This window comes from Paracoccus versutus, assembly GCF_000763885.1.
GTDB lineage: Bacteria > Pseudomonadota > Alphaproteobacteria > Rhodobacterales > Rhodobacteraceae > Paracoccus > Paracoccus versutus.
The window spans coordinates 53312-76250 of record NZ_JRKO01000005.1 but is presented as its reverse complement, the minus strand read 5'-3'; the positions used below and the strand labels follow the sequence as shown (position 1 = coordinate 76250).

Here is a 22939-nt window from a genome sequence, read left to right as displayed (position 1 = left end):
GCTCAGGCGATGCGGCGCGACCGGGCCCGCGCGGCGCGTGCCTGTTCGCGCATCTCGCTGGGGCGTATCCCATAGAATTCCTTGACCCATTTCGAGAAATGCGAGGTCGAGGCGAAGCCCGTGGCGACCGCGATGTCGATGATCGGCTGTTCGGTGTAAAGCAGCATCTCGCGCGCACGCTCGACCCGCAGCGACAGGTAGCAGCGCGCCGGCGTCATGCCCAGGAAGCTGCGGAAGTTGCGCTCCATCTGCCGCTCGCTGACCCCCGTCAGCGCGGCCAGCCTTTCGATCTGCAACGGCGTCTCGATATTGGCCTGCATCAGCCGGATGGCCATCTGCATCGTCCCCGGCAGGGTGCCGATCTGTTCGGCCCGGCCGCCCTGCTGGTTCTCGCCCGCATCGCGCATGCGGGCATGGTGGAACTGGTTGGCGACCCCGTTGGCCAGGTCGCGCCCGTGCAGGTCGGCGATGATATGCAGCATCAGGTCCATCGAGGCCGTCCCGCCCGAACAGGTCAGCCGGTTGCGGTCGATCTCGTAAAGCGTGCCGGTGATCGGCAGGTGGGGGAAATCCTCTTCGAAGGCGGCGCGGTTTTCCCAGTGGATGGTGCAGCGATAGCCGTCCAGCAGCCCGGCCTTGGCCAGCAGATAACTGGCCGTGGACAGGGCGCCGATGGCCCGGCCGCGATGCGCCGCCCGCCGCAGCGCGGCAAGATAGGGGCGTTCGTCCTGGGGATCGACCCGTGCGCCGCCGCAGATGAACAGGGCGTGGTTGCGCTCGATCGCCTGGTCGACGGGGATGGCCGGAAACGGGATGCCCGAGGACGGCATGACCGGCTGGCCGTCGATGCTGCACAGATCCCAGCGAAAGGCGTCGCGCCCCAGCAGGCGGTTCGCGGCGCGCAAGGGTTCCGTCGCCGAGGCAAGGCTCAGCATCGAGAGCCCCTCGATCATCAGGAAGGCGAAGCACAGGGGCTCGCCCGCGTCATGGTAGAACATCGGCGGATCCGGGTTGCGATGCGCCATGTTCGGCCAAGCCGCCCCGCTCTTCAAGTCGCCCTGCTTCAAGCGGTCCGCATCAGGCCGAGGCCATCGCGGCGGGCAGCCAGCCCTGAAGCGCGTCCCAGTCCGGCTCCAGCCGGTCGAAGCGGGCCAGCCGCAGGCTGGAGAGATCGGCGAAATCGCAATGTCCCCGCATCACCAGCTGCATCAGCGCGCGGCCCGAGGCCGGCGACAGGCCGAAGCCCACGCCGGACAGCGTGGCGACGGTCAGGTTCTGCCACGGTGCCGGACGGTCGATGACCGGGCGACCGTCGGGGGTGTTCTCGATGATGCCAGCCCAGCTGCGGATGACGCGGGCATGGGCGGCCTTGGGCAAAAGCTCGGCCACGCGCCGGGCGATGCTGCCCGCGAGCGGGGTCGAGGGGCGCGGCCCGCCCGGTTGTTCCTCGGTCTCGACCCATTCATGCGGGCCGCCGCCATAGGCCAGGTTGCCGCGCAGGGTCTGGCGGCCATAGAGCCCGTTGCCGTCGATCCCGCCCAGCGGCATCAGCGGCAAGGGCTCGGTCACGATCATCTCGGCGCGGGCGGCGCGCATGGGGATGTCCACCTGCAGCATCGCGGCCAGCCGGCCGGTCTGCGGGCCCGCCGCGATGACCAGGTGGTCGCAGCCGAAGACGCCCTTGTCGGTCTCGACCGCCGTCACCCGGTCGCCTTGTCGCCGGAAGCCGGTGACGGTGACGTGCTGGCGCAGCCGCCCGCCGCGGTCGCGCAGCGCCCAGGCATAGGCCTGCACGGTGCGGTGCGGGTTCGCATGGCCGCCGAAGTGATAGTAATGCCCGGCATGGACATTGTCCCCGGCCAGCGGCACCAGCTCGCGCACCGTCTGCGCATCCAGGTCGTCGGCGCGGAAGCCCTGCTTGCGGGCATTGGCCACGGCGCGGCCGTAAAGCGCGAACTGCTCGGGCGACAGCGCGATGCGGATGCGGTTCGGCCGGAACTCGGTCGGATAGCCCAGCAATTCGTCCATCATCGGCCACAGCCGCTGTTCCTCGGCGAAAAGCGGGCTGTGGTGGTGCGAGCAGCCGCCGCCATTGCGCCCCGAGGCCTCCCAGCCGGTAATGCCGCGTTCCAGCACCAGCACGTCGACCCCCGCCTCGGCCAGCCAGAAGGCGGTGGAAAGGCCGGTGACGCCGCCGCCGATCACGATGACCGGGGCGCCGCGATTGTCGTCGCCGGCGTCGATGCCGGGGATGGGGTTATTCGCTGACATGTTCCTTCTCCGTCGCAAGCGCGGCGACCGTGTAATGTTCCTCGACATCCCAGAAGGGAACCCATTGGCGCGGCATGCCGAACCAGGAATCCCAGGCGGCAGCGATGGCGGGATCCTCGGGCATGGCGGCGGCGGCCAGGCTGATCGGCCGGACCGGGCTGCGATAGCCGGCCAGCGGCACCACCCCCAGCGACAGGTCCTCCTGCAAGGCCAGCAGCGCCTGGATCTGCTCGCGGCAGCGGCGGCCCTGGCAGGGCCCCATGCCGGCGCGGGTCAGCCGCTTGATCTGGTCGGGATCGGGCGGCCCCTCGCCCAGGATCTGGGTCAGGCTGCGCGTCAGGTTCGGCAGATGCGGCGCGTTCAGATAGCGCGGCGGGCTGACCTCCAGGATCTCGCGCGCCGTGACCTCTTCGCATTGGCAGACCGGCATCTCGGCCACGGCCTCGACCACCGAGGCGCGGACCCAGGCCTTGCGGTATTCGCCCAGATCGGCGGCGGGGCCGGGCTGCGGCGCGTTCTCGGCCGGAGCATCCGCCAGCCCCAGCGCCGCCAGCGCGGCCCCGGCGGCCAGCCGCCCCTCGGCCTCGGCCAGCGCGGGATCGGCGGTTTTCGCAGGCCAGATCCCCGCGCAGTCGCCAGCAGCACGAATGCCGGGCAGGCTGGTTTCGCCCCCCGTGCCCAGCAGCGGCACGAAGCCGCCGCGATCATTGTCGAAGGCGCAGCGCGCGCCCGCGGCATGCAGCAGGTCGATCATCGGCACCGCGCCCACGCCCAGCAGCACGGAATCGCAAGGGATGGTGCGGTTGCGCAGCACCAGCCCGGTAACGCCATCCGCGTCCGAGGTGACGCCGCGCGGCGCTTCGCCGGTGACGATCTCGACCCCGGCGGCGCGGATGCGCGCGACCAGATCCTCGGGCGCGGCGGGGGTGGCGGCCTGTTCGACCACGGCGGCGATGGTCACGCCCGCGTCGATCAGGTCCAGCGCCGCCAGCAGCGCCTCGGGGGTCGAGCCCAGCATGACCGCGCGCCGGCTGTCCAGCGCATCGTAAAGCCGCGCCAGCATCAGCGCGGCGCCGGCGCCCAGCACGCCGGGCAGGTCCCAGCCGGGGAAGGCCAGCCCCATGTCGCGCCGCCCGCTCGCCACGATGGCCTGGTCGAAGCCGACCAGATGGCTGCCCTGGCCCTCGTCCACCAGCCCGGCGACCAGGCCGGGCATCCAGCCCAGGTTGGGCTGGTTGGCGAACAGCCCCCAGCAGGCGGTGCCCAGGCGGATGTCGATGCCGGCCTCGAACAGTTCGACCAGATCGGGCCGCGCCTCCAGCATCCGTTCGGTCATGGCGTTGCGGTTGCGGACCGCGCCGCCCATCCGGCCGCCCCAGATCTGCGGGACGCTTTCGCCCATGGTCTCGAAGGGCACGGGATGTTCGTCGACCAGCAGCACCTGCGCGCCGCCCCGATGCGCGTGGCGGGCAGCGGCGATCCCGGCGGGGCCGGCACCGACGATCAGGATCTGGGTCCTTTCCGCGATCTCAAGGCGCTTGCCGGCGACGGATCGGGGGTCTGTGGTCATCTTGCGTCCTCTGGTGGCTGGTCGGCGGGCATCGCGGCAGGGTCATCCTTGGGGCAAGGCCAGCCCCGCCGACAGCAGGTTTCCGCCCGGAAGGGAAAGGAATCCGACCGTGATCCGGGTGTCAGGCCAGCTTGATCTCGACATCCGACGCCGCGCGGGTCGAGCAGGCCAGCACATAGCCTTCGGCCGCCTCTTCCGGCGTCAGCCCGCCGTTCGGCCGGCTGTCGACCCGGCCCGAGACGATCCGCACCATGCAGGTGCCGCACATGCCTGCGCCGCAGCCGCAGGGGATGACGACCCCCTGGCGCAGGCTGGCCTGCAGAAGCGTCTCGTCCGGGCGGATGCCGATGGCGCGGCCGTTCACGGTCAGGCCGAAACCGGGGGCATCGGCGGCGGCGGTGGCCATGGGTGGCGGGGCCAAGTCGGCACCGCCGAAGCTTTCGGTGTGGAACTGCGCCCGCGCGCCGCCCTCGGCGGCATGGATCAGCCGGACCTCCTGCATGAAGCCCTGCGGGCCGCAGCAGAACACCTCGCGTCGGCCCAGGTCGGGGATGGCGGCGGCCAGCCGCGCCCGGTTGATCCGCCCGCGATAGCCGAACCAGCCGGGGGCGGCCTGGCTGACGCTGACCGCCACCGCCAGGTTGGGCATCCGGCCCTGCATCTCGGCCAGTTCGCGGGCAAAGAGCACCTCGGCCGGATCGCGGGCGGCGTGGAACCACGCCAGATCGGCTTCGGGATCGGTTTGCGCCAGGTGCCGCAGCATGGCCATCATCGGCGTGGCCCCCGACCCGCCCGAGACGAAGGCCAGCCGGTCGTTGCCGCGCAGCCCCAGGGTGAAGGCGCCGCGCGGAGGGCGGGCCTGGATACCCCTGCCCTCGCGCAGGTTCCCGTGCAGCCAGCGGGTCGCGCCGCCCGGCGCCTGCGCCTTGATCGTCAGTTCAAGATCGCCCCCCGCGCCGCCCGAGATGGTGAAGCTGCGCCAGACCGGACCGCCCGGCAAGGGCACCTTCAGCACCAGCGCCTGGCCGGGCACGAAACCCACCGGGCCGCCGCCTGCGCGCAGGCGGAAGGTCTTGACGGTGGGCGTCTCGTCGCGGACGGCGATGCAGGACAGCGACAGCAGGGCCGCTGAAGGGGCTTGCATGTCCATGCGCCTTACTCCGCCGCGATCCGCGCCTGCGGGCCGCCGGTGAAATCACCCATCTTGCCCGCATACCATTCCGAGAAATTGTTCAGCATGAACTCGGAAGGCGCATAGGGTCCGGGCCGGTAGGCGCGCGACAGGATGCCGCGATGGTTGTTCTCGGCCAGCACGCGATCCTCGTCATTGGTGGCCAGCCAGACCTCGGTCAGGCGCCGAAGGTCGTAATCCACGCCCTCGACCGCATCCTCGTGGACCAGCCATGTCGTGCGCACCTCGGTCCGGTTCGCCGACAGCGGCAGCACCCGGAAATGCAGGATGTGGTCGGACAGGAAATGGTTCCAGTTGTTCGGCACCCGGAACATGCGGACCGAGCCCAGGTCGGGTTCGGTGAAATCGGCCAGAAGCTTGTTGCACGCGGGCTTGCCGTCCATGGTGAAGGACAGGCAACCCTCGTTGAAGGGCAGGCGGATACAGCGGAACTCGACGCCGCCCTCGGCCGGCTTGTGCGGCAGCCCCAGCCCGTCCCAGCGCGCGGCCGAGCGGTCCATCAGCCCCTGGAATTGCGCCTTGACCAGCGGATCGTCGGGCAGGGCGAATTCGACCAGCGTCACCAGCAGTTCGGGGTGGTTGCCCGCACAGTGATAGCATTCGCGGTTGTTCTCGATCACCAGCTTCCAGTTCGCTTCCTCGACGATGGTCGAGGTGAAGGCGACCTTGGTGCGGTCGGGCCTGTGCGGGGCGATATAGGGCGTGACCCCGGCACGGAAGCGCGCCAGCGAGGGCGGCTCGTCGGCAAGGCAGATATAGACCATGCCGCAGATCACCTCGACATGAACCGGGACGAGGCCATGGGCCGCCCTGTCGAAATCCTCGGGCATCTGGCGGGCGTTGATCAGGCTGCCGTCCAGCTCGTAGACCCATTGGTGATAGGGGCAGACCAGGCGGTTCGCGCGCCCCCTCTCCTTCTGGCAGATCAGCGAGCCGCGATGGCGGCAGCTGTTGTGAAAGGCCGCGATCCCGCCCTCGCGGTCGCGCAGCACGACGACGGGATTGTCGCCGACCTTCAGCGTCAGGTAGTCGCCGGGGCGCGGAATCTCGACCACGTTGCAGGCAAAGATCCAGTCGGTTTCGAACACCGCCTGCATGTCGGCGCGAAAGATCTCGTCGTCGACATAAAAGTCGCGGGGCAAGGAATGGCCGGGCCGGCGCTGGTCGAGCAAACCCGCTATCCGTTCTTTCAGCATTCTCGGCAACCTCTTGAGAAACCTTCCGATGGGGACGCATTTCGGCATTCGCGGGCATCCTGTCCCGCGCCCTTATTCCGGCGCAGCAGCAATGCGACATCGGCCGTCAGCTTTCCGACGAGCCACGAAAAGGGGTTCCTGCCGCGGCTGGAAAGGGAAGGATGGGATGCCCGCCGGCGGGTTGCAGCTTGCGCCCTGCATGACCAGCCCGCATGGGCGCCAAGGGCAATCGCAGAAACGGAACATGGTCGCCCCCGAACGGGGATGGGGCCGCTCCGTCGCATGGCTTGATCCGCCCCCGGCCTAATGAGGATGGCGAAATCCGCAGCAATGTCCCCAGCGCGATCACGAACAAGCCTGCGGATCGGTCCTGACCGGCTTGTCGTCGCGGCCGGGGTAGGGAAGCGCCGCCGGCAACCGGCAGGGCCGGGCAGTATCATGCTTTGGGTCCGTCGAGCGCGGGGCTCAGCCTGTCGCGCCGGGGGCAAAGGTAATGCGAAACCGGGTTGGTTGGCATGAACACAGCATGATGCCCGCACGGTGGGCGGCAAGCAGGTTGCGCACCACCGCAAGGCCCATGCCGGTGCCGCCCGAGGCGCTGCGGGTGGTGAAGAACGGCTCGAAGATCCGCGTCTCGTTGCCCGCCGAAATGCCGCGGCCATCGTCCATGACGTCAAGCACGATCTGGCCCTGAGGCGTGACACCGAACTCGCCTTCGCAAGCCTTCCCGGATACCGAGCTTTGATACACCCTCGGCCGCCGGTCTCCGCAAGGTTCCGTCTATATCCCCTCGGGCAGTTTCGACCGCATCGCCTCCCTTCGGTCGAGCCTGTCTCCGTCGACGACGAAGGTGCCGTCGCCCACCGCATGCAGGGTCCGCGTTTCCTGACGGTCGCCGTCGAACCAGGCCGCCAGCCCGTCCAGCACGACGATGCCGTGCCGCTCGATTATATCGACCACGCGGCATTCGATATTGGCAAGGCAGTCGCCGATCAGCGGTGCGCGGACATGGCGGGCGGGCAGGCGCGCCAGGCCGAACCGCTGGAACTTGTCCACCTCGGCGCCCGAGCAGGTGCCGATGCCGATCACCGTGTCGATCATGTCCAGCGTCGGGATGGCGATCACGCATTCCCCGGTCTCGCTGAGCGCGGTCCAGGAATGGTTCCATGGCCCGGTGGTGATGGCGAAACGCGGGGTGAAATCCATCACCATGGTCCAGGTGATGGTCATCACGTTGTCCCTCGCGCCGTCATGCGTGGTGACCAGCGTCACCGGTCCCGGCTCGATCAGGGTGAAGGCGCGGCTCAGCGGCAGTTCCTTCATGATGCTTTCCTTTCCTGTTTCGCTCATCCGTCCCCCCTTCGATCCGGCGGGCTGGTTCGCCATCCATGACAGGGATCGACGCCCAACCCCAGCGCGCCCGGTCCGGGCCGTGGCAGGGACCGCCTCTCCCCGGCCAGCGGCGCACCGATCCGGCTCGGGACCAGAGGGACCATGCTGCGGTGCCGTCGTCATCGGCGCTTCTGTCGCGAGTCTTCTTCCTCACTCTGGCACGGCCGATGCGGGCTGCCAATCGCAGCATCGGCCGCAACCCCCGCGGCGAAAGTCGGGAACTCGGGCAATGTGCGACCCGCTGCAAGCAAGGCGCGATCTGCATCGCCCCAGGAAAGGGCCATGAGTGGGCTGCGGCATTCATGGACCGACCCGCCCGCGGCGATCAGCCCTCGAAACAGATGCCAAGGGCGGGCAGAGAGTCCTTCGCAAACGGCGACCAGCGCGCTGGCCGGGTGCCGGCCTCGGGGGCGAATGCCTCCAGGACGCCGAGCAGCTGCACCAAGGTCGCCCGGATGATCGCATGGCCCAGGCAGGCATGCTGCCCCGTGCCGAACATCAGCGGGCGCGCGCCCTGGCGGTCGGGGTCGAACCTTTCTGGCGCCGGAAATGCCAGCGGATCGTGATTGCCCGCGGCCCAGACCATCGACAGGACGGTCCCGGCCTGCATCGCCAGATCGCCCAGGGCAATCCTGCCCGTCGTCAGCCGCATGGTCATCGGGGTGGAGCTGGCCAGGCGCAGGCATTCGTTGGCGCATTGCGCCGTCGCCGTCACCTGGCGCCGATGCGCAAAGGCCACCCGCAGCGCCGCGTCCAGCCCGGTGGCGGCCGACTCGATGGCGTCGAAGGCCATGCCCGCGATCAGGTCGGCGGCCAGCCCGTCGCCCAGCCGGTCCCGCAGGTTCCGCGAAAAGGGCGCCCCGCCCTCCAGCGCCGCCAGCGACAGGTTCCGCACCCTGCCGGCGGCCGCTTCGGCCAGATGGGCCTTGGCCGGATCGGGCGAAAGGGACAGGACATGGGCCATGTCCCGCACCGCATCCTCCAGCTGCAGGGCCGCCGTCGCGTCAAGCCCGATGATGTCGCCCCAGACCCGGCGCACGACCGGCGCGATCAACCCGGCCCTGAGGTCGATCCGGGCCGGGCCGGAGGGCAGCGCCCGCCGCACCGCTTCGCGCGCGATCCCGGCCAGCGGCACGGTATTGAAGGCGGCGATCAGCGCGGCCCGCTGGGTCCGGTGGGCATCGCCGGATTTGGTGAAAAGCGCCCGGTTCAGCAGCGACAACAGCGCGGGCGTATCCGCCATCGCGGCAGGATCGGGCGCCATGCCGTCGGCCAGCGGATTGCGGGCGAGGCTGACCAGTTCCTGGTGGCCCAGGATGGCATAGCCTCCCCATGGCGCGATCTGGATACGCCCGCCCGTGGCGAAATCGTCGCGGAAGGCCTCGGCGGCGGAAGCCCAGCCATCGGGGGTGTCGAAGGTGTGGAAGGTTTTCATGATGTCAGTCCAGCAAGTGCAAAAGGACACCCCGCCGGCAGGCAGGGGTGGCGAAACCGGAAACCGGATCCTTAGCGCTTGCGGATCGACTGATGCATGAAACTGTCCTTTCGTCCCGGAAAATAGGGCCCTGGCCCTGTCCGGGCAAGAGGCAGGGCAATACCATCCGGCATTTGCGTGAATGCCAGCCGACCTTCCTTCGACCAATGCCGCAGGCGGTAAACCCGATGCCGAAGGGCTTCCTGCCGCGCTGCCCCGGCTTCCACCTCGCAGAAGCGTGGCACCCGAACGGCGGCGTTCTTTGATCCGGCTGCGGGGCCGCTTCCAATGAAGCGTTTATCCTCTATCGCCGATACGGAAGCATCCTTGCGGCAAGCACGGGCGACCGCTTTGCGCAGATCCGCGCCGGACCCGCCCCTGGCTGGGCGCGCAGGCAGCGGGCCGGCCGAACCTCCTGCGATGATGCGCAGAGCCGATGGCGGACCGTCGCGGTCGTCACGATGCCGACAACAGGATCACGCCCGCGATCAGCACGCCGCAACCAGCCAGCCGCCACGGGCCGACCGCCTCTCGCAGGATCAGCATCCCCATCAGCGCGCCGACCATCATCGACATTTCACGCATCGGCGCGACAAGGCTGAGCGGCGCGCCACCCGTCAGCGCGGCAAGCACCAGAATATAGGACAGCGGCGACAGCAGCCCCACGCCCAAGGCGGTCCACCAATGGCCCCGCATCGCGCCCATGGCACGGCGAGGGTTGGCAAGCACCAGCGGCAGCAGCAGGAAGAACCGCAGCAGGTTCGAGAACCAGTCGAGCACCACCGGCGCGATACCAAGGGCTTTCACCGCATAGGCATCGACCACGGTATAGCTGGCGATCAGCCCGCCCGTCGCCGTGCCCCATCGAACCCCGGCCTGCCCGCCGGGGCGGGCGAAGGCGGCCAGCCTTCCCTGCGTGGCGATCAGCAGGATGCCGAGAACGACAAGGACCAGCCCGACCAGGCCCGTGCCGGTCGGGCTTTCCCCCAGGATCAGGAATGCGCCGATCGAGGACAGCATCGGCCCGGTCCCCCGCGCCACCGGATAGACCACCGACAGGTCCGCCACCCTGTAGCCGCGCTGCAGGCACAGGCTGTAGGCCAGATGGATCAGCCCGCTGAGCAGGACAAAGCCGATGCCTTCCCTGGTCCAGTCGACGCCGCCCTGCGCCAGCAGCCAGATCACCCATGGCGCATAGGCGACGCAGGCGACCAGGTTATAGGCAAAGACGAACACCGGCCCGACCGAGGCGGCACGTTTCGCCAGCAGGTTCCAGCTGGCATGGATGAAGGATGCAAGAACGACAAGAAGCAGCGAGGCAAGCGTCATTGAGACCCCCTTTGCGCCATCGGCGCGGTTGATCTCGACGTCTCCTCCCCTGGGCTTTTGTCCCTTGGGTGCAGCCGGGGAACTTCTCCGGTCTCTGCAACGCTCGGTCCAGCGGCAGATCGCCCGGAACCCTAGTTGCCACTCGGTCGATGCCGGGAATTCTAACCATTGTCGGGCAGAGGCATCAAGAGCCGACCGGCAGCTTCGCCCCGCAAAGCCGTCGTGGCAGCGCGGATTTCGCGGCGGCTTTCGTCCTTGCGAGATCCGGCGGGCCGCTTCCCGTTCATCCCGGATGGAAGGGGAAGATCACCGGCACCAGCCCGATCGCGACGATCAGGACGATGGCGACCAGCGGCAAACCGATCCGGGTGAAATCCCAGAACCCGTAGCCGCCCGGACCTACGACCAGGGTGTTGACCGGCGAAGACACCGGCGTCAGGAAGGCGGCCGATGCCGCCAGCGCCACGGTCATCGCGAAAGGATGGGGCGACACCCCAAGGTCGGACGCCAGGGCCAGCGCGACCGGCCCCATCAAGACCGCGGTCGCCGTGTTCGAGATGAACAGGCCCAGCGCCGTCGTGGTCACGAAGATCAATGCCAGCGCGGCGCGGGGCGTCGAATCCCCGACCATGGCGCGCAGCGCCTCGGCTGCCAGCTCGATGCCGCCTGTCTTCTGAAGCGCCAGCGAAAAGGGCAACATGCCGATGATCAGCACGAGGCTCTGCCAATGGATCGAACGATAGGCCGAGGCCATGTCGATACAGCCGAAAAGCCCCATCAGCAGACAGCCGATCAGCGCCGCCAGCACATTGGGAACCATGCCGGTAATCATCATCATGACGACCAGGGCAAGGATGGCGACGGCGGGAACGGCCCGGAAAGGCGCCTCCAGCAGCTCATCGATCTCTTCCGGCAGGGCCAGAACGACCAGATCCCGGCCCTGATGGACCTGCCGGATCCGGCTCCAGGGACCGACCGACAGCAGCACGTCGCCGCCGCGCAGCACGGTCCGCGCATCGACATCCCGGATCGGCCGGTTGTCGCGGCGCAGGCCGACGACGGCAAGGCCGTGGACCGACCGGAACCGCGACTGCGCGATGCTTCTGCCGACAAGCGGAGAATCGGGCGGCACGATCAGCTCGGCCATGCCGATCTCTTGCGCGTGATCGGTGAAGTAGCGCCCCGAAATGGGCAGCCGGCGCAATCCATGGCTGGTGCAGAAAGCCTCGATATCCGTGCCTTCGCCGAACACGTCCAGGAACAGGGCGTCCTCGGCCTGCAATACGGTGTCGGCGCGCGGCTGGATCAGCCGTCGGCCATAGGCGGTCGACCGCTCGATCCCCAGGATGTTGATCCCCGCCGTCCCGCGCAGATCAAGCTGGTCGAGCCGCTTGCCAACCAGCCCCGACCGGGCCGACAGCTGCAGGCGGAACTCGCGCCCGGCCAGGCCATAGCTGGCGATCCAGTCGGCAAGCCTCGGCCGCCGATTGACGCTGGCCGGGCTGTCGGTCGCCAGCCAGCGGCGGGCGATCAGCATGTAGCCGATCCCCAGCAGCAGGATCGGCAGCCCGAATGGCGTGAAGTCGAAAAAGCCGAAGCCCCGATACCCCTCGCGCCTGAGCAGGCTGTCGAGCACCAGGTTCGGGGCCGTGGCGACCAGCGTCATCATGCCGCTGACCAGCGCCGCCGCGCTCAGCGGCATCATCAGCCGCCCCGGCGCCGCGCCGATCTTCGCCGCGATCCGCAGCACGATGGGGATGAAGATCGCGACCACGCCGGTCGAGCTCATGAAGGCGCCGATCCCGGCAACGGCCGCCATCAGCAGCACGATCAGCCGCATCTCGGACGCGCCGGCACGGCGCACCAGAAGATCGCCGGTGCGCTGCGCGACGCCCGTGCGCACAAGCGCCTCGCCCAGGACAAAAAGCGCGGCGATCAGGATGACATTGGGGTCGCTGAAACCGGCCAGCGCCTCGTCGAGGGTGATGATGCCGGTCAGCGGCAAGGCCACCAGCGCCAGGATCGCGACCACGTCCATGCGCGGCCGGTTGAGGGCGAACATCGCAATCGCCGCAGCCAGCAGCACCAGCACAATCAGCAGTTCCGTCGCCATCTTCCCGCCTCTCGAACATGCATCGTTTCCGGCCGCCTTGCCACGTCCTGCATCATGGGGCCGGGTCGAACTTCGTCAGCAAGACCCGGCGGCGTCAAGCTGCCCGCCAGGAACGAGCCCGCCGCTTCCGTCTTGAGGCCGACCAGGATTGCCCCGCCACCAGCCCCGGATCGCATTCGCATGTCCGCTCGAGGAACGCTGCTTCGCAGCATGAGGACGATCATTCTGGCGGGCGTGGGCCGCTTTGCCCGCCCGGCCGGCCCCTCGCCGACGCTCTGCCCAGGCCATCCGCCGGTCGCATCACGTCTGGCCCGTCTCCCGGCTTCCCTCGACCAGCAGGGCCTGGAGCCCGGCCAGCTGGAAGCGCCAGAAATGGCGGATCGCCTCGCCGATGTCCTCGGGCCGCTCGTATTGCCGCAGGATGGCGGAGATCGTGTCGAGCGTGGCCGAAAAGATCCGGCGCAGCACGAAGGCCAGCGCCGGATCGTCCCCGCGCGGAAAGCGCAGCATGGCGCGGGTCGCCATCTCCTCGATCATCCGCTCGCGCATGGTCTCGTAGCGGGTGCCCTGGGCATTGCTCATCAGGATCGCCACCGCATGGCGATGGCTGGCCCAGAACGCCAGCAACCCGGCCGCCGCCGCCGACCCGTCGGCGGTCAGCAAGGTCCAGGCCTCGCCCCGCTCGAACCCCGCCAGGCGGGCGCGCAGCAGGTCCATGTGGCGGGCGGCCAGTTCCGGCGGGACGACTTGCAGGAACAGCGCCTCCTTGTCCGGCGCGTATTTGTAGAGGTTGCTGGCCGTCGTTCCCGCCTGCCGGGCGATGTCGGCAAGCCGCGCGGCCGCGAAGCCGCGGGCGGCGAATTCCGACCCCGCCGCCTGGAGGATCCGTGCCCGCAGGTCCTCCTTCAGGACTTGCGCCATGCCGGCCTCTGCGACAGGGCCTGCAGGCGCGGCAGCCACGGCGCGGCCCGTTCAAGCTGGAAGGCAAGGCGAAAGAGCAGCGCGTCATCGCCCGCCCGCGCGCTGAAATGGCTGCCGACCGGCAGGCCGGACGGGCCGACATGCAGCGGCACCGACATCGCCGGGCAGCCGGCCAGCGATGCCGGGGCGGTATATCCCGCGCTACGCTCGAAATGGGCGCGCAGCACCTCGTTGGCCGTGCCGGGGGCGAATGCGCCAAGCGGGAAGGCGGTGAAGGGAATGGTCGGCGACAGCAGCAGATCGACCCCATCGAGGCAATCCGTCAGCGCCGCGCCGGAGGCGGCGATCACCTGCATCGCCTCGCCGATGCGCGGCGGGGCCAAGCCGCGCCCGTGATCGGCCAGCCAGCGCGTATAGGGCTCCAGCAGGCCGGCGGCGTCTTCGCGTCCCGGCGCCAGCATCTCGATCATGCCCGCCGTCGTCGCCGCCATCAGGTCGAACATCGCCTCGCCCGCAAGCGCGCGGTCCAGGCGCGGCCCCTCGACCGGAACGAGCTGGTGGCCAAGCGATTGGCACAGCGCAACGGTCCGCTCCAGCCCGGCCAGCACCTCCGGCTCGGGCAGCTCGCCGAAACAGTCCCGCGCGAACCAGCCGATCCGCAGCCCGGCCGGCGGGTCTCCGGCCAGCGCCGATGCTTCGGGCAGCGGAGCGGGCAGCCCCTGCGCCTCGGTCGCGCGCAGCCATGTGGCGCTGTCGCGGACCGTGCGGCTAAGGCAGTGATCGCTGAGGATGCCCGCCAGCGGCGCCTCGGGCGGGATGCCCGCGGGCCAGGTCCGCCCGCGCCCCGGCTTGAAGCCGAAGACGCCGCACAGCGCCGCCGGCCCGCGGATCGAGCCGCCGCCATCCGAGCCATGCGCCACCGGCACCATCCCCGCAGCCACCGCCGCGGCCGCGCCCCCCGACGAGCCGCCGGTCGAGCGCGACAGATCCCAGGGATTGCGCGTGGGCCCCGTGGCCAGCGGCTCGGTCGTGCCCAGCAGCCCGAATTCCGAGGTCGTGGTCTTGCCCAGCACGACCAGCCCGGCGGCCTCCAGCGCCTCGGTATAGGCCGAGCCCTGCGGCGCGACCTGTCCCGCCATCAGCCGCGAGCCGAGCCCGATGGGCAGGCCGGGCCAGGCCAGCAGATCCTTCAGCAGGGTCGGGACGCCATGGAAGGCACCACCCGGCGCCAGCGCCTCGACGCGCCGCCGGGCGGCATCGGCATCCAGCGAGGCCAGGGCGTTCAGCGCCAGGTTCAGCGCCTCGCATCGCGTGATCGCGGCCGTGAGCAGGTCCATCGGCACCGCCGCGCCGGTGCTGACCATCTCGGCCTGGGCCGTCGCGTCCAGGTCGACCAGCGGCAGGTCGGTGGTGTCGGTTTGGTCGGCGTTCATACCCGCCTCCATAAGAGAATCGCGTATTCTCTTTTAACGCGAAATCCGCCCGCTGTCGACCTGCCCGGCAGATGCCATCGGCCGCGAACCGCCCAAGGCAGCGTGCAAACCGCCGGGCGGTGTCGCCCAAGGCGCGGTCGTGCTATGAACCCGGCCCATGCGACTTTTTCGGAAGAAGAGGAGGAGGGCCATGCGCCTGACCGCACTTGGCTTCACGGCAATGATCGCGGCAGCCGGCTGCCCCCTGCCGGCCCAGGCCGAGGAAAAGCTTTTCGCCGAAGCGACCGAAAGCGACCAGCGGCTGAAGGAACTTCATCACGAGGCCGGCGATCTTTGCCTCAGGAACCCGAGCCGCGACGTCGAGGTCGTGGTGGCCTGCAAGGCGATGATCATCTACGGGCTGGCGCTGAACGAACGCGGCTGGTGCCATGGCCGCCAGGACGAGGCGAATGCCCAGAAGGACTGGCACATCTGCGAGAGCGGGTCCGACAGGTTCTCGCTCGATCACCTGACGGATTTCTAGCGAGGCGCGCCATGCTGAAAAAGATCGCGCTTCTCATCGTCGGGCTGGTCGCGCTTGTGCCCGCATGTGGGCTGCTGGGCTATGCCATCGGCTATCTCATCGCGATGTTCGTCTTTTCCGCGACGCTGGAGCCTCATACCTACGAGCATGACCGCGACCTCTTCGCCGCCATCTACGGCATCATGTTCATCGGCGGTTTTCTCTATGCCGTCGCGGCCGGCTTCGCGATCTTCCGGTTCGTGCGCAGCTTTCGGAAGGGCTGATGGAACCGGCGCGGCCAGCTTCTGCGGGTAATGGCGGCGGCGGGCGCCATAGTCGTCGAGCGTCATATCGCCGGGCATGATGCCTCGGCGCCGACGCGGCATCATGGTGAACGCGCCGGCATCCCAGGCCTCGCCCCTCTGCCCCGCGCGGCCTTTCCCCGGCCTGGCTCAGCGGGATGCAACTCGCCGGGGACCGCAGCACGCTGACGGCGAAGGCCCCGGCCGGAACCGGGGCCGTCCTTTCGTCAATGCTGCGCCAGCGTGCCCTTGCGGGGTTCCGTGCAGCCCTTGCCGTCCGGTCCCTCGGTCACGCCGCCCGCGACCAGCTTCAGCTGGTCGGGGTCGAGCGCCCGCGGGCCGGGGCGTGGCGCGGGGTCACTTCCAGACATAGCGCACCCCGATCCCCTGGGCCGACCTGTCGGTGGTGGAGCCAAAGGTCAGGCTCCAGCCATTGCCGAAGGAATGGGTGTAGTTCGGCCCCCTCGGTCCTTCCAGGTCGAACCCCGGAACCTGGCCATAGCCGAAGCCGCCGTCGCCGGACGCGCCGCTGCCGCCCGAGATCAGCCCCTGTTCGGTGTCATTCAGTTCGCGCATGGTCATGCCTCACTTTGCTTGGGTTTGCGGGATGCCGGGCAGCTTGACCGGCTTGATGCAGCCGCCCTCGGACCTGCCGCCCGCGACCAGCGCGGCCTCGTCGCCGCCGAGTTCGCGCCAGCCGGTGCGGGTGTTTGCGGTGTCACGCTCCATGGCGTTCACCAGCGGTAATAGGTGACCTGATACTGGCCGTTCCTGGTCGTCCCGATCGCCGCGCCGTCGGTCCAGACCGTGCCGCTGTAATTGCCGATCTCGAACGAGATGCCGCCGTCCCCGGACGAGCCGATGCTCCAGGCGCCGCCCACGGCATCGAGTTCGGCGGAAGTCAGCTCACGCAGATCCCGGCTCTGGTGTTGAACAGTGGTCATGGTGTCCTCTCCTGTCTTGACGGGGCATGTGCCCCCCATCAATCTTGGGGATCGGGCCGGATCAGGCATCTAGCTCAGATGGACTATCGGCCGGAACCTGCCCAGGCGCTGCCCGCGGCGCCGGACCGGAGACCGCATGAAGACAGCCTGGCTGCCCCATCCCGCCCATCCCGCAAGATCCGACGAGTTCTTTGCCGAAACCGAGCAGCGGCAAAGCAACGTCCGCCTGACCCTGGCGGGGATCGTCGCCCTTTATATCGGGCTGCTGATCGCGCTTGACGTGATCGGGCCGCCGCTCGAGGGCATCCTGCTGCTCGAGATGGTGCAGCTTTTCGCCATCGCGCTGTTCATCCACTGGTCGGCGCGGGCCAGGCCGGGGGTGCGCCACTGGCGGCGCGCCCTGGCGATGGCGCTGGACTACGGCAACACCGCCTTCCTGATCGGCGTGGCGGGACAGACCATGACGCCGGTCTTCGTGGTGCTGCTGTGGATCACCATCGGCTATGGCATCCGCTATGGCCGCCGCTACCTGCTGATCGCCATGACGCTGTCGCAGCTCAGCGTGCTGGGCGTCGGGCTGTTCAGCCCGTATTGGCGCGAGCTGCCCTATTTCCTGATCACCGTGGCGCTGATGGCGCTGGTCGTCCCGGCCTATGCCCATACGCTGATCTCCGCGCTGCGCCGGGCCCATGACGAGGCTTTGCGCGCCGACCTGGCGAAATCGCGCTTCCTGGCCCAGGCGAGCCACGACCTGCGCCAGCCGATCCATGCCATCGGCCTGTTCACCTCTTGCCTGAAACGGTCGGGGCTGAACCAGGACCAGGCCAGGATGGTGGACAGCATCGACCGGGCGCTGAACGGGGTGTCGGCGCTGTTCCGCTCGCTCCTGGACGTGTCCACGCTGGACAGCGGGCGGATCGTGCCCAGGCCGCAGGTCGTCGCGCTGGGGCCGCTTTTGCGCGATGTCGCGGACCAGCACGGCGACGCCGCGCACAAGGCGGGGGTGACGCTGCGGGTCGTGGGCAGTGGGCTGTCGGTGCGCACAGACCGGGCGATCCTGGCGGTGATGCTGGGCAATCTCGTGTCGAACGCGGTGAAATACGCGCCGGGGCGCAAGGTGGTGATCGGGTGCCGGCGGCGGGGCGGGCAGGTCTCGGTCCTGATCTGCGACAGCGGGCCGGGCATCGAGCCCGAGGAACAGGCCCGCATCTTCGAAGAGTTCTATCGCAGCCCCCGCCATCGCCGCACGCGCGAGGGGATCGGGCTGGGCCTGCCCATCGTCGTCAGGATGGCAAGGCTGCTGGGATTGCAGGTCGCGCTGGACTCGGTGCCCGGCCATGGCACCGCGATCGAGATTTCCGGGCTGGAGCCGACGCAGGAGGTCGCGGCCGCGCCCGCCCCGGTGGCGGCGCCCGCCACGGCGCTGGCCGGGATGCGGATCCTGCTGGTCGAGGACCATGACGAGGTCCGGGGCGCCACCCGTCGCATCCTGGAAAGCTGGGGCTGCATCGTCGAGGACGAGGCCTCGGCCCATGCCCTGCCGCGCGATTGCGACCTGATCCTGGCCGACCAGGATCTGGAGGACGGGACCGGCGGCGAATGCATCCAGCGCATCCGCGCGGCCCTGGGCCGGCCGGTCCCGGCGATCATCATGTCCGGCCACGACGCCGCGCATATCGCCGACGAGCTGCCGGACAAGTCGCTGCCGATCCTGCCGAAGCCCGTGCATCCCGCCAGGCTGCGCGCGGCGCTGATGGCGCAGAAATTCGCCGGCCCGGCGGCCTGACCCTCAGCTGCCGGGCAGGCCCGCCGCCGCGGCCCTGGCCGCCGCCGCCGCCCGCGTCTGCACGCCCAGCGCGCGCAGCACGCCCGAGACGTGGATGCGCACGGTAAAGGGCGAAATTCCCAGGTTGCGGGCGATTTCCTTGTTCGAGCAGCCGGCCGAGAGATGGCGAAGAACCTCGACCTGCCGCGGCGTCAGCCGGTCCAGGATCGACGGCTCGTCCGGCCCGACCTCGGGCCCGCCGCCGGCGGCGGCGGTGGCGATCACCGGCTCGCCCGCGCGGATGGCCTGGATCGCCTGCGCCATCGCCTCGGCCGGCAGCGACTTGCCGACGAACCCGTCCGCCCCGGCCTGCATCAGCCGCTGGATGGTGGCGCCGTCGTCCATCATCGAGACCATGATGATCGAGCTTGCCGGAAACTCCCGCCGCAGCAGGGAAAGCGACTGGCACGGCTCGAAACCCGGAAAGACCAGGTCCAGGATGAAGGCGTCGGGCGCCGCGCCGTCGCGCGCGCGTTGCAGCACCTGCTCGAAACTGGCGGCCTCGGCGATGGCGACGGTCGGGTCGATGCCCAGGATGATCCGACGCAGCCCGTCGCGAAAGACCGGATGGTCGTCCGCCAGAACGATGCGGTCCCGCGCGCTGTCCGGCATGCTCGGCCTCCCCCCCTTCATCCCCAGTCTAGCGCATCGGGCGGGCGCCGACATAGCACATCCGCACTAATGACTCCGGCGCCTTGCGCTGCGACCCTTGGGAACGCAACGCGGCCGATATGGGAGAGACCCGACATGACCCTGACCCTCATCCCCGACGACATGCTGGGGCGGATCGCCGGCGGCGGCCTCGACGGGGTTCCGCCGCCCGAACAGCGCCCGCGCCGGCCGATCGTGCCGCCGCAGCGGCCTTGGCCACGCTTTCCCACCATGCCGGCCCCCGATCCTGGACCGGGGCCGATTCCGGGCCCGCTGCCGGTTCCGGCATGACAGGTGCCGCCCGCCCCAAGGCGCGGCGGCATCAACCAGCGGTGAACTGACGAATGGCACCCTTGTTCCGGCCGGAATCGCTGCATGCGCGCGCCCAGGCGTGGCTGGGGCGCCCGGTGGTGATCTCTCGCATCCCGATCGTCGCCTTTGCCCTGTTCTCGATTGCCTTCGTGGTTGCGATGGTGCTGTTCGTCACCTTTGCCGATTACACCCGCCGCGTCCGGGTCGGCGGGATGATCCTGCCGCAGGACGGGCTGACCCGCGTCACCGCCCCGCAATCGGGCTGGGTCACCGAGCTTCGCGTCTGCGAGGGCCAGCAGGTGCGGCGCGGCGACGTGCTCTACACGCTCAGCATCGACGTCACCACCGCGCTTGGCCCCACCCAGGACGCGGTGTCCGAGATCCTGGCCGGAAAGCGGGTCGAACTGACCCGGACGCTGGAACGGGACAGGCGGATGCGGGCGCTGGAGAAGCGGGCGATCCAGGCCCGGCTGGCCGACCTTCAGCGCGAAATCCCGCAGATCGACGAGCAATTGCAGCTGCTCGAGGCGACGGTGCGCGAGTTTTCCGGCTTCGCCGAGCGGCAGAAAGACCTGCTCGCGCGCGGGGTCGCCGTCTCGGCCGAATACGAACAGCGCCTGCGCGTGTTCTATGCCGAGCGCGCGCAGCTGCCCGCCTTGCGGCGTGAAAGGGTGCAGGCGGAAAGCCGGGTGAACGACCTGCAGGCCCAGATCGCCGCCTTCGACCTGCAATCCCAGGCGCAGGCGGCCGAGATCCGGCGCCAGATCCTCGACATCGACCAGCAGATCTCGGAAAGCGAGGCGAGGCGCGAGGTCGCCGTCACCGCCCCGCGCGACGGCACCGTGACCGGGATCATCACGCTGGCCGGGCAGACGGTGACGGCCGGGGCGCCGCTTCTGACCATCGTGCCGCAGAACCGCCCGCTGGTCGCGCAGCTGCTGGCGCCGGGATCGGCCATCGGCTTCGTGCGCGAAGGCATGCCGGTCCTGCTGCGCTATCGGGCCTTCCCCTATCAGAAATTCGGGCAATATCCGGGCGAGGTCACGGTGATCTCGCGCGCCAGCCTGGGCCCCGAGGGGCTGGGAGAGCTGCGCCGCGACAACCAGGACGCGCCGGTGCTTTACCGCGTCACCGTCCAGCCCAGGCTGCCGCATGTGAACGCCTATGGCCAGGCGCAGCCCTTGCAGGCCGGCATGGAGGTCGAGGCGCATCTGCTGGTCGAGACCCGGCCGCTGTATCAATGGATCCTCGAACCGCTCTACGGCTTGCGGGGCGCCGTTTCCGGCGGTGCGGGATGACGCAGGCCCTGCCCCAGCGGCTGAACGCGCGCCTTTTCGGGGCCACGCCGGTCATCCTGCAAAGCGAGGCGGCCGAATGCGGCCTGGCCTGCCTGGCCATGGTCGCCGGCCATCACGGCCACCGGATGGACCTGCCCGCGATCCGGCGGCGCTTCTCGGCCTCGATGAAGGGCACGACGCTGAAGGATCTGGCCGGCATCGGCGAGGCGCTGCACCTGGCGACCCGCGCCCTGCGGCTGGACCTGGAGGATCTGTCCCGGCTGCGCCTGCCCTGCGTGCTGCATTGGGACCACAACCATTTCGTGGTGCTGACCCGCGTCGGCGCGCGCGCCATCACCATCCACGATCCCGCCATCGGCCGGCGCAAGGTGCCGATGGCCGAGGTGTCGCGGAAATTCACCGGCATCGCGCTGGAGACATGGCCGACCGACGGCTTCGCCCGGCGCGACGAGACGGTGCGGATCAGCATCCTGGACATGATCCGGCGCACGCGCGGCATCGGCGCCGCGGTGGCGCAGGTGCTGGCGGTTTCGCTGCTGCTGGAGATCACCGTGATCGCCATGCCCATCGGCTTCCAGCTGATCCTGGACGAGGTGGTGGTGGCGGCCGACCGCGACCTGCTGACCATCCTGGTCATCGCGCTGGCCTTCCTGCTGATATTGCAGGTCGCGGCAAGCTTCGCGCGCAGCTGGATCACCCTGCTGACGGGCTCGGGCCTGGCCCTGCAATGGAAGGTGGGGCTGTTCGACCACCTGATGCGCCTGCCCCTGGCCTATTACGAAAAGCGCCATGTCGGCGACATCGTCTCGCGCTTCGGGTCGCTGGATTCGATCCAGCGCACCGTGACCGCATCGGCGGTGACGGCGCTGCTGGACGGGGTGATGTCGCTGGCGCTGATCGCGATGATGTGGCTCTATGGCGGCTGGCTCTTGTGGCTGGCGCTGCTGGGGGTGGGGCTTTACGCGGTCCTGCGCCTTTCGACCTGGGGCATCTATCGCCGCATGTCCGAAGAGGCCATCGTCCATGCCGCGCAGGAAAACACGCATTTCATGGAATCGGTGCGCGGGATCGGCAGCGTGAAGGTGCTGAACCTGGAATCGCGCCGCCAGGGCACCTGGATCAACCACCTGGTCGAGCGCCTGAACGCCGAGCTGCGGGTCCAGAAATTCGACGTCTATTTCCGGTCGGGCGCGGCCTCGATCTTTGGCATCGACCGGCTGCTGATCATCTATTTCGGGGTGATGGCGATCATCGACTCGGCCATGACGGTCGGCATGTTCGTGGCCTTCCTGGCCTACAAGGACCAATTCGCCGACCGCATCAACAGCTTCATCGACACCGTGCTGCAATTCCGCATGCTGGCGCTGCACGGCGAACGCATCGCCGACATCGCCATGGCCGAGCCCGAGGAAGAAGCGCGCCGCCCCCTTGCCGCCCCGCCCCCATCGGCAAAGCCCGCCCGGCTCGAGATGCGCGAGGTGCGCTTTCGCTATGCCGACAACGACCCCGAGGTGCTGAAGGGCATCGGCCTGCGCATCGAGGCGGGCGAATGCGTCGGCGTCGCCGGGCCCTCGGGCGCGGGCAAGACCACGCTGCTGAAGGTGCTGGCCGGGCTGGCCCGGCCCGGCTCGGGTCAGGTATTGATCGACGGCGTTCCGCTGGACGCCATCGGGCTTGCGGCCTATCGCAGCCGCGTCGGCTGCGTGTTGCAGGAGGATCGGCTGTTCGCCGGCTCGATCATCGACAATATCACCGGCTTCGCGTCCCAGGTCTCGGCCGAGGATCTGGAGCGCGCCGCGCGCATGGCCGCCATCCATGACGAGATCCGCGCCATGCCGATGGGATACGAGACGCTGGTCGGCGACATGGGCAGCACGCTTTCGGGCGGGCAGAAGCAGCGCATCGTGCTGGCCCGCGCGCTCTATCGCCGGCCCTCGGTCCTGCTCATGGACGAGGCGACCAGCCACCTCGACAGCACCAACGAGGAAATCATCAACCTCGCCATCCGCCGGCTGGGCATGACGCGCATCGTCATCGCCCATCGCGAGACGACGCTGGCCATGACCGACCGGATCATCCGCATCGACGGTGGGATCGCGGCGGACGATCCCGAACGCCCCCTGGCGGCCGAGTGACCCGCCGCCCCCGAAAACGGCAACGGCCGGGGTCCATGTCCTTGCCGGACCCCGGCCGCCGGTTCGCAGGGGGACGGCG

General features: G+C 69.3%; 23 protein-coding genes. 6 read left to right on the top strand and 17 right to left on the bottom strand.

The genetic code is table 11. The annotated features are described in order from the left end of the window. Positions 1-2 precede the first annotated feature (2 nt). The 12 genes from IT40_RS03320 to IT40_RS03265 all read right to left on the bottom strand — a co-directional run bounded on the left by IT40_RS03320 (position 3) and on the right by IT40_RS03265 (position 14891). Complete coding sequence (locus tag IT40_RS03320; protein ID WP_052095713.1) at positions 3-998, bottom strand: GlxA family transcriptional regulator; 996 nt, start codon at positions 996-998, stop codon at positions 3-5. Positions 999-1077: 79 nt separating this feature from the next. Then, positions 1078-2271, bottom strand: coding sequence for an NAD(P)/FAD-dependent oxidoreductase (locus IT40_RS03315; RefSeq protein ID WP_036750561.1), 1194 nt, complete (start codon positions 2269-2271; stop codon positions 1078-1080). Beyond that, a complete protein-coding gene (locus IT40_RS03310; protein ID WP_036750560.1) occupies positions 2258-3841 on the bottom strand; it encodes an FAD/NAD(P)-dependent oxidoreductase in 1584 nt (527 codons plus the stop codon). The genes IT40_RS03315 and IT40_RS03310 overlap by 14 nt, the downstream gene beginning before the upstream one ends. Positions 3842-3962: 121 nt before the next feature. Then, positions 3963-4985, bottom strand: a complete 1023-nt coding sequence (locus IT40_RS03305; RefSeq protein ID WP_243700210.1) for an FAD-binding oxidoreductase — start codon at positions 4983-4985, stop codon at positions 3963-3965. Positions 4986-4996: 11 nt separating this feature from the next. Next, the gene (locus IT40_RS03300) at positions 4997-6229 is read right to left on the bottom strand and encodes an aromatic ring-hydroxylating oxygenase subunit alpha (protein WP_052095706.1); all 1233 of its coding nucleotides are present in this window, start codon (positions 6227-6229) and stop codon (positions 4997-4999) included. A gap of 465 nt (positions 6230-6694) precedes the next feature. After that, the gene (locus IT40_RS03295; RefSeq protein WP_279432827.1) at positions 6695-6979 is read right to left on the bottom strand and encodes a sensor histidine kinase; all 285 of its coding nucleotides are present in this window, start codon (positions 6977-6979) and stop codon (positions 6695-6697) included. A 30-nt stretch (positions 6980-7009) separates the two neighbouring features. Next, positions 7010-7579 (bottom strand): flavin reductase family protein, encoded by a 570-nt coding sequence (locus tag IT40_RS03290; protein ID WP_243700208.1) that lies wholly within the window; start codon positions 7577-7579, stop codon positions 7010-7012. 367 nt (positions 7580-7946) lie between these two features. Then, positions 7947-9056, bottom strand: a complete 1110-nt coding sequence (locus IT40_RS03285) for a cytochrome P450 (protein WP_036750555.1) — start codon at positions 9054-9056, stop codon at positions 7947-7949. Between the two features lie 495 nt (positions 9057-9551). Then, positions 9552-10424, bottom strand: a complete 873-nt coding sequence (locus tag IT40_RS03280; protein WP_036750554.1) for an EamA family transporter — start codon at positions 10422-10424, stop codon at positions 9552-9554. Positions 10425-10707: 283 nt separating this feature from the next. Beyond that, positions 10708-12537, bottom strand: a complete 1830-nt coding sequence (locus tag IT40_RS03275; protein ID WP_036750553.1) for an SLC13 family permease — start codon at positions 12535-12537, stop codon at positions 10708-10710. 300 nt (positions 12538-12837) lie between these two features. Continuing rightward, on the bottom strand, positions 12838-13458 hold the full coding sequence (locus tag IT40_RS03270; RefSeq protein WP_036750551.1) for a TetR family transcriptional regulator: 621 nt from the start codon (positions 13456-13458) through the stop codon (positions 12838-12840). Next, a complete protein-coding gene (locus IT40_RS03265; protein ID WP_052095703.1) occupies positions 13443-14891 on the bottom strand; it encodes an amidase in 1449 nt (482 codons plus the stop codon). Before IT40_RS03265 ends, IT40_RS03270 begins: the two co-directional genes overlap by 16 nt. A gap of 190 nt (positions 14892-15081) precedes the next feature. Between IT40_RS03265 and IT40_RS03260 the strand changes: the two genes are divergently transcribed. Both IT40_RS03260 and IT40_RS03255 read left to right on the top strand, forming a co-directional pair. Then, entirely contained in the window at positions 15082-15414 is a 333-nt protein-coding gene (locus IT40_RS03260) for a hypothetical protein (protein ID WP_036750550.1), read from the top strand. An 11-nt stretch (positions 15415-15425) separates the two neighbouring features. Further along, on the top strand, positions 15426-15677 hold the full coding sequence (locus IT40_RS03255; RefSeq protein ID WP_036750548.1) for a hypothetical protein: 252 nt from the start codon (positions 15426-15428) through the stop codon (positions 15675-15677). Between the two features lie 245 nt (positions 15678-15922). Here IT40_RS03255 and IT40_RS28295 read toward each other — a convergent pair whose 3' ends face one another. The 4 genes from IT40_RS28295 to IT40_RS28285 are packed head-to-tail and all read right to left on the bottom strand — an operon-like array spanning position 15923 to position 16639. Next, entirely contained in the window at positions 15923-16066 is a 144-nt protein-coding gene (locus IT40_RS28295; RefSeq protein WP_157034052.1) for a hypothetical protein, read from the bottom strand. After that, on the bottom strand, positions 16053-16271 hold the full coding sequence (locus IT40_RS03250) for a hypothetical protein (RefSeq protein WP_139293939.1): 219 nt from the start codon (positions 16269-16271) through the stop codon (positions 16053-16055). Before IT40_RS03250 ends, IT40_RS28295 begins: the two co-directional genes overlap by 14 nt. A gap of 9 nt (positions 16272-16280) precedes the next feature. Continuing rightward, a complete protein-coding gene (locus IT40_RS28290) occupies positions 16281-16424 on the bottom strand; it encodes a hypothetical protein (RefSeq protein WP_157034051.1) in 144 nt (47 codons plus the stop codon). A gap of 5 nt (positions 16425-16429) precedes the next feature. Beyond that, positions 16430-16639 carry a hypothetical protein gene (locus tag IT40_RS28285; RefSeq protein WP_072461833.1) on the bottom strand — a complete coding sequence of 70 codons (210 nt, stop codon included), beginning with the start codon at positions 16637-16639 and terminating at the stop codon, positions 16430-16432. A gap of 136 nt (positions 16640-16775) precedes the next feature. On the opposite strand from IT40_RS28285, the gene IT40_RS03245 reads away from it, so the two are divergent. Then, a complete protein-coding gene (locus IT40_RS03245; RefSeq protein WP_052095701.1) occupies positions 16776-18425 on the top strand; it encodes an ATP-binding response regulator in 1650 nt (549 codons plus the stop codon). A 3-nt stretch (positions 18426-18428) separates the two neighbouring features. Here IT40_RS03245 and IT40_RS03240 read toward each other — a convergent pair whose 3' ends face one another. Beyond that, positions 18429-19076 (bottom strand): response regulator, encoded by a 648-nt coding sequence (locus IT40_RS03240; protein ID WP_036750544.1) that lies wholly within the window; start codon positions 19074-19076, stop codon positions 18429-18431. 135 nt (positions 19077-19211) lie between these two features. Here IT40_RS03240 and IT40_RS03235 point away from each other — a divergent pair, with 135 nt between their 5' ends. From IT40_RS03235 to IT40_RS03225, 3 genes are read left to right on the top strand one after another with little or no spacing between them, the layout of a single operon-like run. Then, positions 19212-19406: a hypothetical protein gene (locus IT40_RS03235; RefSeq protein WP_036750542.1), complete on the top strand. Its 195-nt coding sequence runs from the start codon at positions 19212-19214 to the stop codon at positions 19404-19406. A 53-nt stretch (positions 19407-19459) separates the two neighbouring features. Continuing rightward, on the top strand, positions 19460-20725 hold the full coding sequence (locus tag IT40_RS03230) for an HlyD family secretion protein (RefSeq protein ID WP_036750539.1): 1266 nt from the start codon (positions 19460-19462) through the stop codon (positions 20723-20725). Then, positions 20722-22860: a peptidase domain-containing ABC transporter gene (locus IT40_RS03225; protein WP_052095699.1), complete on the top strand. Its 2139-nt coding sequence runs from the start codon at positions 20722-20724 to the stop codon at positions 22858-22860. Before IT40_RS03230 ends, IT40_RS03225 begins: the two co-directional genes overlap by 4 nt. The last annotated feature ends 79 nt before the right edge of the window (positions 22861-22939 follow it).